Consider the following 14,486-nt stretch of genomic DNA (forward strand, 5'->3'; position numbering starts at 1 on the left):
GGGCAACAAGAAATACATGAATATGAAGCACCTGGAAGCAGCCTTTGAGGATGCCTCCATTGCTGGCTAACTTCATTCATGCCAGGGGCTGTAAACCAATTTGCGCAAAACTCTTGACACTACCTTTATTTTTCACCGATAAACAGCAGGTGATCGGAGGCGCCCAGGTGTTCGGGCTTTTCGCAGATGTAAAAGTGATACCGCAGATATTGGGCATAGCTCTCGTCATCCATTGCATTGATCTTATCGTGAAGCAGTTCACTGATACCGTCGGAGGCGACCTCGTGCAAGATTTTAATACCACCCGCACGGAGCAGATCCCGACAGGCGTCAATGGTATGAAATACAAAGGGGAAATCATCACAGCGGAATGTTTCTTTGTTGTAGTCCCCGTTTACAAAATAGTCCGGTATCTCGTGGAACATAGTGAGTATGACCATGTCATTGGAAATAAACGCAAAGAACAGTTTGCCATCGGGTTTGCACACACGCTTTGCCTCGGCAATGGACCGGAGCTTGTCCGCTTCACTGTGTAAGTGGTACAGGGGGCCCAAGAGAAGGACGATATCAAAGGAATCGTCGGGGTAGCGGCTGAGATCCATAGCGTTGCCCTGTACCAAATTAATGGAGTCCTGAGGAGTCAGCTTTTTTTGAAAAGCTTCGATGTTTCGGTCGGACAGTTCCAAAGCGGAGACGGCATAGCCCTTGCGGGCAAAATACAGGCTATATTCCCCTGCGCCGGCTCCTACATCCAGGATCTTTGCCTCCGGAGCAAGGTACTGCTCTATATACCGCACCGTGGTCAAGAACTCCACACGGGCAGCTTTGGAGCGATTCAGACGGCTGTTTTCGTCTAAGCGGGAATACAGGGTCTGTACAAGTTCGGTGTCATTTTTAAACGAGAGGCCATTTGAAAAAAGCGCGGGTCTGTCCCAGTCATTTTTCAGAATGGCGTAATGGGCGGTATCACAGACCCCCTGGTTGTTGCGGCCGGACTGCCTGGTGGTACCCTCATATTTCATGCCGCATTTTTTCATGACAGCGCCAGAATGGGGATTGTTGGGGTCGTGTCTGGCAGTGATGCGGTTGAAATCACAGGTGTCAAAAAGGTAGTGGATGACCGCTTGCAGCGCTTCGGTCATGATGCCCTGATGCCACCAGCGTCGTCCGATGCAATATCCGATTTCAATGGAAGAGAGCTGTTCGTTGGGGTCCATGCCACTGATACTTCCGATGGGCTGTCCCACCTCTTTTAGGACAATGAGCCACTGGTAGTAATCGCTTTGGACGTAGTGATTGATCCAATCCTGCAGAACCTGTTGGGAAGCTTTTACACTGCTGTGGACGGGCCAGGTCAAGTATTTTACCACGTCCGGATCGGAGGCCCAGTTGTCAAACATCGATTGCGCATCTTCCGGTACGGCTCTGCGGAGAAGAAGTCTCTGGGTTTCAATGGTTTGGGTTCCCCTGTGGATCGCCATAAAATCAGTCCTTTCCATGTAGCGTACAAAATAAAAAAGCAGTGCGGGCCAACCGTGGAAGGTTTTGGCCCACACTGCTCTGTTTTCACTCCAGATCCGCCTGGATTATTGGAAAAAAGAGTATGACAATGTAAGCCCCATGCAGCAAGTAGGCATAGGGTTACCAAATACATGGTCCACATGGCAAACATAAAAATGGCTGTGCATTGTCACACCTCCTGCGATTTTTGGGGTATTATACGCCTGCATGGAGGAAAAGTCAATAGGTTACGCCTCGGAAGGAGCCTCCTGGGCACTGTCTTGCGGTGGCTGGGGACGATCTCCATTCTCAGAGGGAGCACCGCTGGGTTGGGTGCCCGGATTGCCGCGGAGACCACCGCGGCCGCCCATACCGCCCCCCATCTGGCCGGGATTTTGCTCTGAGCCGTCATTGGTGGTGACTGTGCCGCCGTTGTTGGTATAAGTGCCGTCGCAGTCCAGCGCCGTATTGCCGCTGCCATTGCAGGTCAGATCCAACGTTCCGCCGTTGACGGTCAGATCTCCCAGATCTCCGTTGGAATCCACACAGTCCCCTGTGGAGACAATGGTGAACTCTCCGCCGTTGATGAGGATAAAGCTGTCCGTGCCGCTGGAAAAGGTGTCTTGTGACTGCCCGCCAGGTCCGCGGAAACCGGAGCTGTCGGCCCCTCCGGCGGCGTTGAGCCCGTCGTCGGAGGAGGTAATGTCGAATGTGCCGCCATCAACTGTGATGCTCAACCCCGCGATCCCCTCGTAACAATAGGGGATGGTAAAGGAGCCGTTCTGGATGGTGAGGGCGGCGTCGGAGTGGATGGCGTCGTCACCGCTGCGGAGGGAGAAGGTGCCGCCGGTGATGAGAGCCTCCCCGCCGGCGTGGAGGCCGTCATCGACGGTATCCAGGGTAAAAGTACCGCCCGCTATGGTGAAGCTGCCCTCGGCCTTTATGCCCTTCTGGCTCACGGTGTCCGCTTCGGTCTCTGCGGCAGTGGTTTCACTCTGCGCTACCCCGCTCTTTTGCTGTCCACCGTCCATGGGGCCAAACGCATCCTCGCTACTGCTTAGATCTACGCTGGCGCTGCCTGCCCCCGTGTGTAGGTCAAAGGTCCCTCCGTCGATCTGGAGGGCGCCGGCGGCGCTGATGGCATCTCCCTGCGCGGTAACCGAGAAGCTGCCCTCAGCAAGGTAGAGGAAGCCCAGAGAGGGATCGTCGCTGTTCTCTGCATGGAGGCCGTCCTTACCCGAGGTAATGGTAAAGCTGCCGTCGGCAATGGCGATGCTGTCTTTTCCGGACAGGCCGTGGTTGGCGGCAGTGATGGTATAGCTGCCGCCGGTGATCACCAGCTCATCCCTGGACACCACCCCGTGCCCGGCCGGAGACTGGATGGTAAGACTGCCGGTGCCGTTGAGAGTCAGGTCGGTCTTGGAAAAAAGAACCGCGTCAATGTTGTTTTCATCTATGGCCACATACTCCCCGCCATTGGCAAGGTAGTTCTCAGTCCCATCGGCCAGGGTAAGGAACACCTTATCCGCCGACAGAGCATAGATGGGAGCGGAGGTGGCGCTGGTCACATCCACGCCGTTGAGGACAAGTTGGACTTTGTCGCTCTCGCCGGCGTTGACGACGATCTGCCCGTCCGTGAGGGTGCCCGAGAGGAGATATACGCCCTCGGAGGATAGGATGACCCGGCTGCCTTCGATGGTCACGGCATCGGAGGCGCAGGAGGCGCTGTCCCCATTGAGTTGGATGGGGATGGCGGCGCTCTCGTCATAGGTGCCCGCCAGGTCCCGGTCACTGAAAAGCGCCTGGGTATCGATGGCGGCAGCAGTGGGCTCTGCCGTCTGAGCGGCAGTTTCAACGGCGGCAGAGGGAGTAGCCTGGGTGTTCTGCGCTCCACAGCTGCTGAGGAGCAGCAGAGCGGACAGCAGGGGAGGGGTCAGCCGCAGGATTGGGTGTTTCATAAAAACTTCCTCCTTTACAGGGCGGCGGCGCTGGTATCCTGGTGGCCCAGGGAGATCTCCAGGGTTCCCGTTGCGCAGCCGCAGCTGGTCGATAAAGCGTTTTTCCTGGGAAGGGTCCTTTAAGGTCAGATCATAGGTCAGCTTAAAGAGACTGCCCATGTTGGTGGTCTTGACCTGCGTGAGGGAATACCGGCGGGCATACTGATGCAAAACGGGATCAAATACCCCGGCATAGTCCAGGTCCTCAGGAATGGTAATATGGAGGGTGCGCTCGGGGGTATTCTGGGCCCAGGGACGCAGGCTCAGGGCGTTATAGAGCATCATGGCTCCGCCCAGGATGAGGGTAAAGAGAGCCCCATAACCAAGGTAGCCCATGCCGGTAATGAGGCCTGTTCCCATGGCCACAAAGAGGGCCCCGATCTCCCGGGCGGAGCCCGGGGCAGAGCGGAAGCGCACCAGGTTGAAGGCTCCGGCCACGGCCACCCCGGTGCCCACATTGCCGTTGACCATCAGGATGACCACGCAGACCACTGCGGGCAGGATGGCGAGTGTTACGGCCAGGCTCCGGCTGAAGTGGGAGCGCCACAGGGTCATGGCACACAACAGAAGGCCCAGAATCAGGGACACCCCCACACACAGCAGAAAGGCGCCGGGGGCAATGGTATTAGTCAAAGCGGTATCGAAGAGACCTTGAAACAAGTTGTCAGGCATATTTTTGTTCTCCTCTCTGCTGGGAAAGCAGGATTGTTTGATAGGCGGTTCCATATTTGGAAAAAGAAGTTTTAAAGATGCCCAGTTCGGACAGGGTACGGGCCATCCAGAGGGGCAGGCTGCCCGCGGTCTTGACCTCCATGAGCACCTGGTCGGCAGGAAGGATGGGAATGCCCCAGGGGTCAGAGTTCAGGGTAAGAGCCTCCTGGCGGTAGCGGATTTCAGTATCAAAGGTGACCCGGAACGCCTCGTCCTCCACCCCACGGTAGGAGTCCCGCTCATAGGAGAGGAAGACGGCCGGGCGTAGGGCGGCGTAAAATCCCGCCGTATAGGCCAGCTCCCCGCCGATCTGGGTCTCCGGCCAGGAGGCACTGCCCGCAATACAGTCCAGGGCCTCCCTTTGGGGCATGGTGAGACGGCGCTTGTAGACCACGGAACAGTATTTCTTCTTCAACTCCACGAATACCGGCGCCTCCAGACCGGCCCGGCCGTAGCTGCGGACACGGAGCTTTTCCTTGTAGACCGGCCGCTCCAGGCTGCGGCGGATGAGGCGGAAGTCGGGGGTATCCAGGTAGAGATTGCGGATGGAGCTGTGGCTGTACTCGTCGGGCACCACATAGGGCGCCATCGCGGCCAGGATGGCCTGCTGCTGCCGGCGGCTCATCTGATATTTGATCTCATATCGCTGAAAGACCATCTGATTTTTCACGGGTGTGGCCTCCTTTTTGAACATCGTGAGGTCAGTATAGAGATCCAACCCTAATTGAACTTAAAATCCGCCCACTCTTTTCGGCTGACATTTTTCGCCCCCGGTGCTATTCTTTTAATTAGAGTTAAGGAGCGTATGCTATTCTTGCCTTATAACACAGGAGAGAAGGTGGCGCAATGCGCATTTTATTGGCAGAGGACGAGCGGTCCCTGTCCCGGGCCGTGGTGGCCCTGCTGGAAAAGCACAACTATTCCGCTGACGTGGTATATGACGGGGAAGAGGCCCTGGATTATCTGGAGGCGGGGAATTACGACGCCCTGATCCTGGATATCATGATGCCCAAGCTGGATGGACTGGAGGTCCTGCGGCGGCTGCGGGCGGCGGGGAATCCCATCCCGGTGCTGCTGCTCACCGCCCGGTCAGAAATAGAGGATAAGGTGACCGGATTGGACACCGGGGCCAACGATTATCTCACCAAGCCGTTTTCCACCGAGGAGCTCATGGCGCGCATCCGGGCCATAACCCGCAGCCAGACCGGCGGCCAGCTGACCAGCCGCCTGAGCCTGGGCAACATCACCCTGGATCAGACTACCTATGAGCTATCCTCTCCCCACGGAAGCTTCCGCCTGGCCAACAAGGAATATCAGATGATGGAGCTGCTCCTGCGCAATCCCCGGCAGCTCATCTCCAGCGAGCGGTTTTTCGAGCGGATCTGGGGCTATGACAGCGAGGTGGAGCTGAATGTGGTGTGGGTGTATATCTCCTATCTGCGGAAAAAGCTCGCGGCCCTTCAGGCGGATATTCAAATTAAGGCGACCCGCAACGCGGGCTATTCCCTGGAGGAGCGGCCATGATCAGACGTCTGCGGCATAAGCTGATCGCCGCCTGTATGCTCTCCCTGGCCATCGTCTTGCTGGTGATCCTGGGGGGCGTGAACCTGATGAGCTATCACAAGGTGGTCTCTGACGCCGATGCCATCCTGGCTGTGCTGGCCACCAATGACGGGACCTTCCCCAAACACCAGGGAGGGCTCCAGCAACCCCCGCCCGGTGAGCTGGGAAGGAAACCGGACCTCTTTGACCAGCGGGGCATGTCCCCGGAGACGCCGTATGAGTCCCGCTTCTTTTCGGTTCTCCTCGGCGAAGACGGCCAGGTGCTCCAGACAGACACCGGCCAGATCGCCGCTGTGGATGCCGAGGACGCCGCCGCCTATGCTCAGAGTGTAGTGAAATCCGGGCACAGCGCCGGTTTCTGGGGAAACTACCGCTATCTGCTCTGTGATGACGAGTTGGGCAGCCGGGTCATTTTTCTGGACTGCGGCCGCAGCCTCTCTTCCTTCCGCACCACCCTCCTTGCCAGCCTGTCGCTGGCCCTGCTGGGGCTGGCGGCGGTCTTGATTTTGCTGCTGATCCTGTCCAAGCATATTGTCCGGCCGGTGGCGGAGAGCTATGAAAAGCAGAAGCAATTCATCACCGACGCCGGCCATGAGCTGAAGACCCCCATGACCATCATCAGCGCCGACGCGGATCTGGCAGAGATGGAGTGCGGAGAAAACCAGTGGCTCACCGACATCCGCCGTCAGGCCAGGCGCCTGACCGAGCTGACCAATGATCTCATTTATCTCTCCCGCATGGAGGAGGAGCAGCCCAAGCTGCAGTGCATTGAGTTTCCCATTTCCGACGTGGCAGAGGAGATGGCCGACTCCTTCCAGGCCCCCGCCAAGAGCCAGGAAAAGGACTTCTCTCTCTCCATCCAGCCCATGCTCTCCTTTACGGGGGATGAAAAAAACATCCGAAAGCTCATCTCCATCCTGTTGGACAACGCCTTGAAATATTCCCCAAGGGGAGGAAAAATAGAGCTGCGGCTGGAAAAGCAGGGGCGGACCCTCCAGCTGACCGTGTCCAATACCGTCGAGCGGCCGCTGGAGCGGGAAAAGCTCTCCCATCTCTTCGATCGGTTTTACCGGACGGACCAGTCCCGCAACAGTCAGACCGGTGGCTACGGGCTGGGACTGTCCATTGCCCGGAGCATCGTGGTGGCCCATAAGGGAAAGATCCGGGCGGAGAGCCCGGAGGGAACGACACTGTCAGTGGTGGTCCTTCTCCCGCGATGACAGTTTCGTTTGATTTTTAAGTTCAATTAGGGTTGCTCTTTTATCCTGATGGCAGAAACCTGAGAGAAATACGCCAAATGGAAAAGGAGTATGTCCTATGAAAAAAACAGATATCTCTATGGAAAATCCATCCCCCTTCCCCCCGACTCCCATGCCGCAAATGGACCGGAGGGCAAAAAAGCCCGCACAGAAGGCCTGGCGGCGGCTGACCTCTCTGGTGCTGAGCGCCGCACTGTTCGGGGCGGTCTCCGCCGGAAGTTTTTATGGTGTGGGGAAAATGCTCTCTCCGGAGAGCGAGGCGGAAGGTACCCTAAGCGCCGGGACTTCGGGGGAGGTAGTTACCACTCTGGCCAGCACCTCCTACGCTGCCGCCCGGTATGGCATGGATGTGTCGGACATCGCCTCTGCCGCATTGCCCAGCGTGGTGGCCATCACCAACATCTCCGTACAGGAGGTGCGCAGCTACTTTAACCGCTTTGGGCCTAACGGAGCGGGACAGACCCAGTTGGAGGAGACCACCAGCTGCGGCTCAGGAGTCATCATTGCCAACGACGGGACCTACCTCTACATGGTCACCAATCAGCATGTGGTGGCAAACGCCACCACCCTCTCGGTGAGCTTTGTGGATCACTCGGTCTATGAGGCCCAGCTATGCGGGACTGATGAGGAGGCCGACCTTGCGGTGATCAAGGTGGCTGTTGCCGACCTGTCTTCGGATACGCTGTCCCAGATCGCAGTCATTTCCATCGGGGACTCGGATGAGCTGGAAGTAGGGGAACAGGTCGTGGCCATCGGGAATGCCCTGGGCTATGGCCAGTCGGTGACCACGGGCATTGTCAGCGCCCTAGACCGCAGCCTCACCAATGAGAGCGGCACCACCGCCTCCTATATTCAGACGGACGCCGCCATCAACCCGGGCAACAGCGGCGGCACACTGCTCAATTTGGATGGGGAGCTCATCGGCATCAACACCGCCAAGTTCTCGGATACCGATGTGGAGGGCATGGGCTACGCCATCCCCATCTCGGATGTGGCGGAGCGGATTACTGAGCTCATGACCCAAACCACGCAAGGAAGTTCAACCAGCTCCAGCGCGGCCCAGCAGACCGGATGGGATAGGCCGGGCCGGTGGGAAACCTGGCCGAGCGCATAAGAAGCGGGGATGATGTTTCGCTCCGCCGACACCGGAGCGGGACCTGTATTTTAATTGGAAACAGCGTGTCGAGAGAAATTTTGTACTGAGATTCATCAAAAATGGTCTCTTTTGCTGGATTTATCTTTGATTTTTTTCTTTACACATGGAATAAACTATGATATAGTAGACAAGCACGCATTAGGTGCAGTCCCGTGACTTAGTCCAGGGAGTTTGCCCGCTTTGACGCGGGGGATTCACCCGCCCTGCACTCAGTTACCGGGAAGAATATCAGAAAGGTGGAATTTTCCCATGATCCGTAAGGACGAGAAGACGGCTGTTATCGAGGCCAACCGCACCCACGAGACCGATACTGGTTCCCCCGAGGTCCAGATCGCGATCCTGACTGCCCGCATCCAGGAGCTCACCGAGCATCTGAAGGTGCACATCCACGACAACCACAGCCGCCGCGGCCTGCTCAAGATGGTCGGTAAGCGCCGCAAGATGCTGGACTACCTGGCTGCCAAGGACATCGAGCGTTACCGTGCGATCATCGCCAAGCTCGGCATCCGCAAGTAAGAACCAAGCGTAACGCCGGAAGCGCGGAGCGTCCGGGAGCAGGTGCACAGGAGACCGCGCAGACGGAAAAACAGGTGCCGCCCCGGCGGCGCGGATTTTTCGCGGAGCGGTGCGCCGTGTGCCGCTGCGGAGGACGCGCAGCATGAGAAAATAGGGGTGGTGTGGGATTCCACACCACCCTTTTCTCCAATTATCATTTCACCGAACACGACACGCAGAGCCGGAACGCTTTTTTAGCAGTTGAATGCGGGACGAATGGGGATTCGCCTTGGATTCAAGTGCTAAAAGGCCGACGGGCTCTGCTGTGCCAGCGAAAAGGAGGACAACATATGTCTACTGTTATCAAGCACAGAGAATTCCCCGGCTTCAAGACCTATTCCATGGACCTGGCCGGCCGCCCCCTGGTCATCGAGATCGGCAAGGTGGCCGAGCTGGCCAACGCCGCCTGCATGGTCAAGTACGGCGAGACCACCGTCATGGTGGCCGTCACCGCCTCCGCCCGTCCCCGGGACGGCGTGGATTTCTTCCCCCTGAGCGTGGACTTTGAGGAGAAGCTCTACGCGGTGGGCCGCATCCCCGGCTCCTTCATGCGCCGGGAGGGCCGCCCCTCTCTGCCCGCCGTGCTGGCCTCCCGTCTCATCGACCGGCCCATCCGTCCCCTCTTCCCCTATGACTTCCGCAACGACGTGTGCGTTACCTGCACCGTCATGAGCGTGGACTATGACTGCTCCCCCGAGGTGGCCGCCATGATCGGCACCTCCGTGTGCCTCTCCTACTCCGACATTCCCTGGGCCGGCCCCATCGGCTGCCTGGAGGTGGGCTACTGCGACGGCCAGATCGTCTTCAACCCCACCCAGGAGCAGCGGGCTACCTCCCAGATGGACGTGACCGTGGCCGCCACCGACGGTAAGGTGGTCATGATCGAGGCCGGTGCCAAGGAGATCCCCGACGAGATCATGTACGAGGGCATCGTGAAGGCCCACGAGGAGATCCGCAAGCAGGTGGCCTTTATCAACGGCATTGTGGCTGAGATCGGCAAGCCCAAGATGGAGTATGAGCATGCGGACTTTGATCAGGAGCTCTTCGACAAGATCGTGGAGGCCACCATGGACGAGGCCAAGGCCGCCATGGACACCGACGACAAGAACGTCCGCGAGACCCGCTGGAATGCCCTGATCGATCACTGGCACGAGCTCTTCCTGGAGGACTATCCTGAGATGGACAAGTACCTGGAGGAGATCACCTACAAGTTCCAGAAGAAGATCGTCAAGGCCTGGCTTCTGGAGGGTCACCGTGTGGACGGCCGCGCCAAGAACGAGATCCGTCCCCTCTCCGCCGAGGTGGGCGTGCTGCCCCGCGTCCACGGCTCCGGCCTCTTCACCCGCGGTCAGACCCAGGTGCTCAGCGTCTGTACCCTGAACACCCTTTCCGCCGCCCAGAAGCTGGATACCATCTGGGAGGAGACCGAGAAGCGGTACATGCACCACTATAACTTCCCCTCCTACTCCGTGGGTGAGGCCCGCGGCGCCCGGTCCACCAACCGCCGTGAGTACGGCCACGGCGCCCTGGCCGAGCGTGCTCTGGAGCCCGTCATCCCCAGCGTGGAGGAGTTCCCCTATGCCATCCGCGTGGTGTCTGAGGTCCTGAGCTCCAACGGCTCCACCTCTCAGGGCTCCATCTGCGGCTCCACCCTGGCCCTCATGGACGCCGGTGTGCCCATCAAGGCCCCCGTGGCCGGCATCTCCTGCGGCCTGATCCAGGACGACAACGGCGGCTTCACCACCTTCATCGACATCCAGGGCGTGGAGGACTTCCACGGCGAGATGGACTTCAAGGTGGCCGGCACCAAGAAGGGCATCACCGCCATCCAGATGGACCTGAAGAACGACGGCCTCTCCCATGAGATCATCAAGGAAGCCCTGGAGATCACCAAGGACGCCCGCTTTGCCATCCTGGACGAGATCATGCTGCCCTGCATCGCCGAGCCCCGGCCCGAGGTGGCTCCCACCGCCCCCAAGATGGTGAAGATGAAGATCGACGTGGACAAGATCCGCGAGGTCATCGGCTCCGGCGGCAAGGTCATCCAGAAGATCTGTGCCGACACCGGCGCCAAGATCGACATCGAGGACGACGGCACCATCTACATTGCCGGCGAGAATGCCGAGAGCTGCGACGCCGCCAAGAAGATCATCGAGACCATCGTCTTTGTGCCCGAGGTGGGTCAGCTCTACTACGGCAAGGTGGTCCGCATCCTCCAGTTCGGCGCCTTCGTGGAACTGGCTCCTGGTAAGGACGGCATGGTCCACATTTCCAAGCTGGCCGACCGCCGGGTGGAGAAGGTGGAGGACGTGGTCAACATCGGCGATATGATCTGGGTCAAGGTCACCGATATCGACGAGAAGGGCCGTGTGAACCTCTCCTACAAGGACGCTCTGAAGGAGATCAAGGCCAAGCAGGCCGCCGGTGAGAGCGTGAAGTAAATTATGAACAGAACAGCCGCCCCGAAACCAAGGTTCCGGGGCGGCTGTTGCTTTGTTACATTAATATAATAAATTGACATTGCAAAAGCAGGCCCACCCCAGTATAATAGACAGGAAACAGCAGAACATAGCGCGTACTGCGTTCGGAGGTGCATGTATTATGGCAAAAATCCAGATGAGAACTCCCCTGGTGGAGATGGACGGCGACGAGATGACCCGCATCCTGTGGAAGGACATCAAGGACATCCTGCTCACCCCTTATATCGACCTGAAGACTGAGTATTATGACCTGGGTCTTCCCGAGCGGGACCGGACGGGAGACCAGGTGACGGTGGACGCCGCTGAGGCCACCAAGAAGTACGGCGTGGCGGTGAAATGCGCCACCATCACCCCCAATGCCCAGCGCATGGAGGAGTATCAGCTCCATGAGATGTGGAAGTCCCCCAACGGCACCATCCGGGCCATTCTGGACGGCACCGTGTTCCGTGCCCCCATTATGGTCAAGGGGATCTCTCCGGTGGTGAAGAACTGGAAGAAGCCCATCACCATTGCCCGTCACGCCTACGGCGACGTATACAAGTCCACCGAGTACCGGGTCCCCGGCCCCGGCCGGGCCGAGCTGGTCTTCCACGGGGAGGATGGGCAGGAGCTGTGCCAGACCATCTACGACTTTGAGTGCGCCGGCGTGCTCCAGGGTCAGTACAACAAGGACTCCTCCATCTACTCCTTTGCCCGGGCCTGCTTCCAGTACGCGGTGGACACCCGGCAGGATCTGTGGTTTGCCACCAAGGACACCATCTCCAAGAAGTATGACCACACCTTCAAGGATATTTTCCAGGAAGTCTATGAGAAGGAGTACCAGGAGCGCTTTGAGACCATGGGCCTGACCTACTTCTACACCCTCATTGATGACGCGGTGGCCCGTGTCATCCGCTCCGAGGGCGGCTATATCTGGGCCTGCAAGAACTACGACGGCGACGTGATGAGCGACATGGTCTCCACTGCCTTCGGTTCTCTGGCCATGATGACCTCGGTCCTGGTCTCTCCCGACGGGAAGTACGAGTACGAGGCCGCTCACGGCACCGTGACCCGCCACTACTACAAGTACCTCAAGGGGGAGAGCACCTCCACCAACCCGGTGGCCACCATCTTCGCCTGGACCGGCGCCCTGCGCAAGCGCGGAGAGCTGGACTGCCTGGTGGAGCTGCGGGAGTTTGCCGACCAGCTGGAGGCGGCCACCCTGGCCACCATCGAGGGGGGCACCATGACCAAGGACCTGGCCGGACTCTGGGAGGGGGAGACCCCTGCCAATGCGGTGGACAGCCGGGCCTTCCTGGAGGCCATCAAGGCGGAGCTGGACAAGCGGCGCTAAGAGCACAACAGAAAAAATCGGGCAGGCGCGGCCATTGGCCGCGCCTGCCCGCTGTTATGGGCGGACTCAGAGCTCTTCCACCAGCTCCCGCAGAAGCTGGGCGTGACGGGCCTCATCCCGGGCCAGCTCCTGGTAGAGGGCGCGCAGGGCGGGGTCGGAGCACTCCTCCGCAGCGGCCAGATAGGCCAGCGCTCCCCGCTGCTCGGCACAGAAGCACTGCCGCAAAGCCGCAGGCAGTGCACCCCGGGGCGTGGGCAGAGAGGCCTCGGAGGGAAAATACCGCACCCCGGAGATGAGAAAGTAGGCCGCCGAGAGGCGTTTTGCGTGGCGGCGTTCTTCCGCCGCCATAGCGGCCAGTACCCGGGCACACCCGCCGGGCGAGCGGCGGGAGAGGGAGAGGTAGGTCCGCCAGTCGGCGGCCTCCTGGTCAATGTACGTCTGGAGCTGTTCCCCGTAGACGGCGGAACCCGCCCCCAGAAGGGGGACGTCCGGCTGCGCGGCGGGGGAGATGTGGGCCCTGGACAGGGGAGGAGCCTCCCGGGGACAGGGCAGGGGAGTGGGGACTTCCGGGACAGCGGGGGTGGAGGAGCACATGTCTTCTCGCTCCTGGGGCGGGGCGGAGGGCGATTCCTCCGGCGGACGCCCCACCCGGATGGGACATCCGGCCTGCTCCAGCGGCATGACCCGGCCCCAGATCCGGGCAAAGTCCTGTTCGTTCCGGCCGTCCACAGTGGGCGGGCTGCCGGCGGGGGTTGGAACTTGCGTCATGGGAAATACCTCCCGTTTGTTTGGATTTCTCTCCATCCTATGTCCGAGGCGAAGAAATTGCCCCTGTTTTGGGTATCCTATAACGGGCTTTGGCGGGGGCAAGCTTGTATAATGGGGGAAAGAATGCTATAATAATGCCTGCTGAATCAACCGCATAGCGGTTGATTCGTGCGGCTGCGCCGCACAATTCTTTTCCGAAAACTGCCAGCAGTTCTCGGAAAAGAAGGATCCATTGTTGCAATGCGTATTTCCATCCGGGCATACACGGCCCGGATGGAAGGCGCAGGGATAAAACCCTGCGCCCAAACAAAGCCATCGTGCCTTGTAAGCATGGGCTTTCAAGGCTTGTGGCTTTGTTTCTTACGTATTATAATACACCATTGAGAAAAGAATATCTCTGGATACAAGGAGTATCGGTATTATGCTGGAAATCAAAGGGCTGAAATACCAGGTGGCGGACGAGAGCGGCGAGTCCCTTGGTATTCTCAACGACGTATCCCTCGAGATCGAGGATCATAAACTGGTGGTCATCACCGGCCCCAACGGCGGCGGTAAGACCACGCTGGCCAAGGCAGTCATGGGCCTGGTGCAGCCCACGGGCGGTTCCATCCTCTGGAATGGCGTGGACATCACCGAAAAGAGCATCACCGAGCGGGCCCGCATGGGCATCAGCTACGGCTTTCAGCAGCCCCCCCGGTTCAAGGGCCTGCGGGTGAAGGATCTGCTCTGCTTGGCTTCCGGCCGGGAGAATCTGGCCACGGAGGAGGCCTGCCAGTACCTGACCAAGGTGGGTCTGTGTGCCCATGACTACATTGACCGGGAGGTGGACGCCTCCCTCTCCGGCGGCGAGGTCAAGCGCATTGAGATCGCCACCATTCTGGCCCGCAAGAGCGGTCTGATGATCTTTGACGAGCCGGAGGCCGGCATCGACCTGTGGTCCTTTGCCAAGCTGACCGAGACCTTCCAGGCCATCCATGCCCGGGGAGAGGCCACCCTTCTCATCATCTCCCACCAGGAGCGGATCATCAATCTGGCCGACGAGATCGTCATGATCGAGGACGGACGCGTGGCCCAGCACGGGCCCAAGGAGGAGATCTTCCCCCTCATTCTGGAGCGGACCTCCGCCGGATGCACCTATCTCAGCCAGGAGGCGAACAAGTAATG

General features: G+C 59.2%; 11 protein-coding genes. 7 read left to right on the forward strand and 4 right to left on the reverse strand.

The features are described from left to right. Positions 1 to 125 precede the first annotated feature (125 nt). The 3 genes from INF37_RS15940 to INF37_RS13630 form a co-directional block, all read right to left on the reverse strand. Positions 126 to 1,556 (reverse strand): GNAT family N-acetyltransferase, encoded by a 1,431-nt coding sequence (locus INF37_RS15940; protein WP_328821084.1) that lies wholly within the window; start codon positions 1,554 to 1,556, stop codon positions 126 to 128. A gap of 192 nt (positions 1,557 to 1,748) precedes the next feature. Further along, a complete protein-coding gene (locus tag INF37_RS13625) occupies positions 1,749 to 4,169 on the reverse strand; it encodes a carbohydrate-binding domain-containing protein (protein ID WP_193538868.1) in 2,421 nt (806 codons plus the stop codon). Next, positions 4,162 to 4,878: a polyphosphate polymerase domain-containing protein gene (locus tag INF37_RS13630; RefSeq protein WP_328821085.1), complete on the reverse strand. Its 717-nt coding sequence runs from the start codon at positions 4,876 to 4,878 to the stop codon at positions 4,162 to 4,164. The genes INF37_RS13625 and INF37_RS13630 overlap by 8 nt, the downstream gene beginning before the upstream one ends. A gap of 176 nt (positions 4,879 to 5,054) precedes the next feature. Here INF37_RS13630 and INF37_RS13635 point away from each other — a divergent pair, with 176 nt between their 5' ends. The 6 genes from INF37_RS13635 to INF37_RS13660 all read left to right on the forward strand — a co-directional run bounded on the left by INF37_RS13635 (position 5,055) and on the right by INF37_RS13660 (position 12,554). After that, positions 5,055 to 5,732: a response regulator transcription factor gene (locus INF37_RS13635; protein WP_193538870.1), complete on the forward strand. Its 678-nt coding sequence runs from the start codon at positions 5,055 to 5,057 to the stop codon at positions 5,730 to 5,732. Continuing rightward, on the forward strand, positions 5,729 to 6,991 hold the full coding sequence (locus INF37_RS13640) for a sensor histidine kinase (protein ID WP_193538872.1): 1,263 nt from the start codon (positions 5,729 to 5,731) through the stop codon (positions 6,989 to 6,991). Before INF37_RS13635 ends, INF37_RS13640 begins: the two co-directional genes overlap by 4 nt. A gap of 97 nt (positions 6,992 to 7,088) precedes the next feature. Further along, complete coding sequence (locus INF37_RS13645) at positions 7,089 to 8,144, forward strand: S1C family serine protease (RefSeq protein ID WP_193538874.1); 1,056 nt, start codon at positions 7,089 to 7,091, stop codon at positions 8,142 to 8,144. A 291-nt stretch (positions 8,145 to 8,435) separates the two neighbouring features. Then, complete coding sequence (rpsO, locus tag INF37_RS13650) at positions 8,436 to 8,702, forward strand: 30S ribosomal protein S15 (RefSeq protein WP_087263108.1); 267 nt, start codon at positions 8,436 to 8,438, stop codon at positions 8,700 to 8,702. Between the two features lie 329 nt (positions 8,703 to 9,031). Beyond that, positions 9,032 to 11,182: a polyribonucleotide nucleotidyltransferase gene (locus INF37_RS13655; protein ID WP_186964037.1), complete on the forward strand. Its 2,151-nt coding sequence runs from the start codon at positions 9,032 to 9,034 to the stop codon at positions 11,180 to 11,182. 160 nt (positions 11,183 to 11,342) lie between these two features. Next, positions 11,343 to 12,554 (forward strand): NADP-dependent isocitrate dehydrogenase, encoded by a 1,212-nt coding sequence (locus INF37_RS13660; protein WP_101690952.1) that lies wholly within the window; start codon positions 11,343 to 11,345, stop codon positions 12,552 to 12,554. Between the two features lie 66 nt (positions 12,555 to 12,620). On the opposite strand, the gene INF37_RS13665 is transcribed toward INF37_RS13660, so the two are convergent. Next, a complete protein-coding gene (locus INF37_RS13665; RefSeq protein ID WP_193538876.1) occupies positions 12,621 to 13,322 on the reverse strand; it encodes a ferritin-like domain-containing protein in 702 nt (233 codons plus the stop codon). A gap of 421 nt (positions 13,323 to 13,743) precedes the next feature. Here INF37_RS13665 and INF37_RS13670 point away from each other — a divergent pair, with 421 nt between their 5' ends. Further along, the gene (locus INF37_RS13670; RefSeq protein WP_101690953.1) at positions 13,744 to 14,484 is read left to right on the forward strand and encodes an ABC transporter ATP-binding protein; all 741 of its coding nucleotides are present in this window, start codon (positions 13,744 to 13,746) and stop codon (positions 14,482 to 14,484) included. Positions 14,485 to 14,486: the final 2 nt, after the last annotated feature.

The sequence above is a fragment of the Pseudoflavonifractor gallinarum genome, assembly GCF_014982855.1.
GTDB classification, from domain to species: Bacteria; Bacillota; Clostridia; order Oscillospirales; family Oscillospiraceae; genus Pseudoflavonifractor_A; species Pseudoflavonifractor_A gallinarum.

What these genes read in the sequence shown, in the direction of transcription:
- INF37_RS13665 (WP_193538876.1), bottom strand. Translation starts at nt 13,322, where the DNA reads ATGACGCAAGTTCCAACCCCCGCCGGCAGCCCGCCCACTGTGGACGGC.
- rpsO (WP_087263108.1), top strand. Translation starts at nt 8,436, where the DNA reads ATGATCCGTAAGGACGAGAAGACGGCTGTTATCGAGGCCAACCGCACC.
- INF37_RS13625 (WP_193538868.1), bottom strand. Translation starts at nt 4,169, where the DNA reads ATGCCTGACAACTTGTTTCAAGGTCTCTTCGATACCGCTTTGACTAAT.
- INF37_RS13670 (WP_101690953.1), top strand. Translation starts at nt 13,744, where the DNA reads ATGCTGGAAATCAAAGGGCTGAAATACCAGGTGGCGGACGAGAGCGGC.
- INF37_RS13660 (WP_101690952.1), top strand. Translation starts at nt 11,343, where the DNA reads ATGGCAAAAATCCAGATGAGAACTCCCCTGGTGGAGATGGACGGCGAC.
- INF37_RS13645 (WP_193538874.1), top strand. Translation starts at nt 7,089, where the DNA reads ATGAAAAAAACAGATATCTCTATGGAAAATCCATCCCCCTTCCCCCCG.
- INF37_RS13640 (WP_193538872.1), top strand. Translation starts at nt 5,729, where the DNA reads ATGATCAGACGTCTGCGGCATAAGCTGATCGCCGCCTGTATGCTCTCC.
- INF37_RS13655 (WP_186964037.1), top strand. Translation starts at nt 9,032, where the DNA reads ATGTCTACTGTTATCAAGCACAGAGAATTCCCCGGCTTCAAGACCTAT.
- INF37_RS13635 (WP_193538870.1), top strand. Translation starts at nt 5,055, where the DNA reads ATGCGCATTTTATTGGCAGAGGACGAGCGGTCCCTGTCCCGGGCCGTG.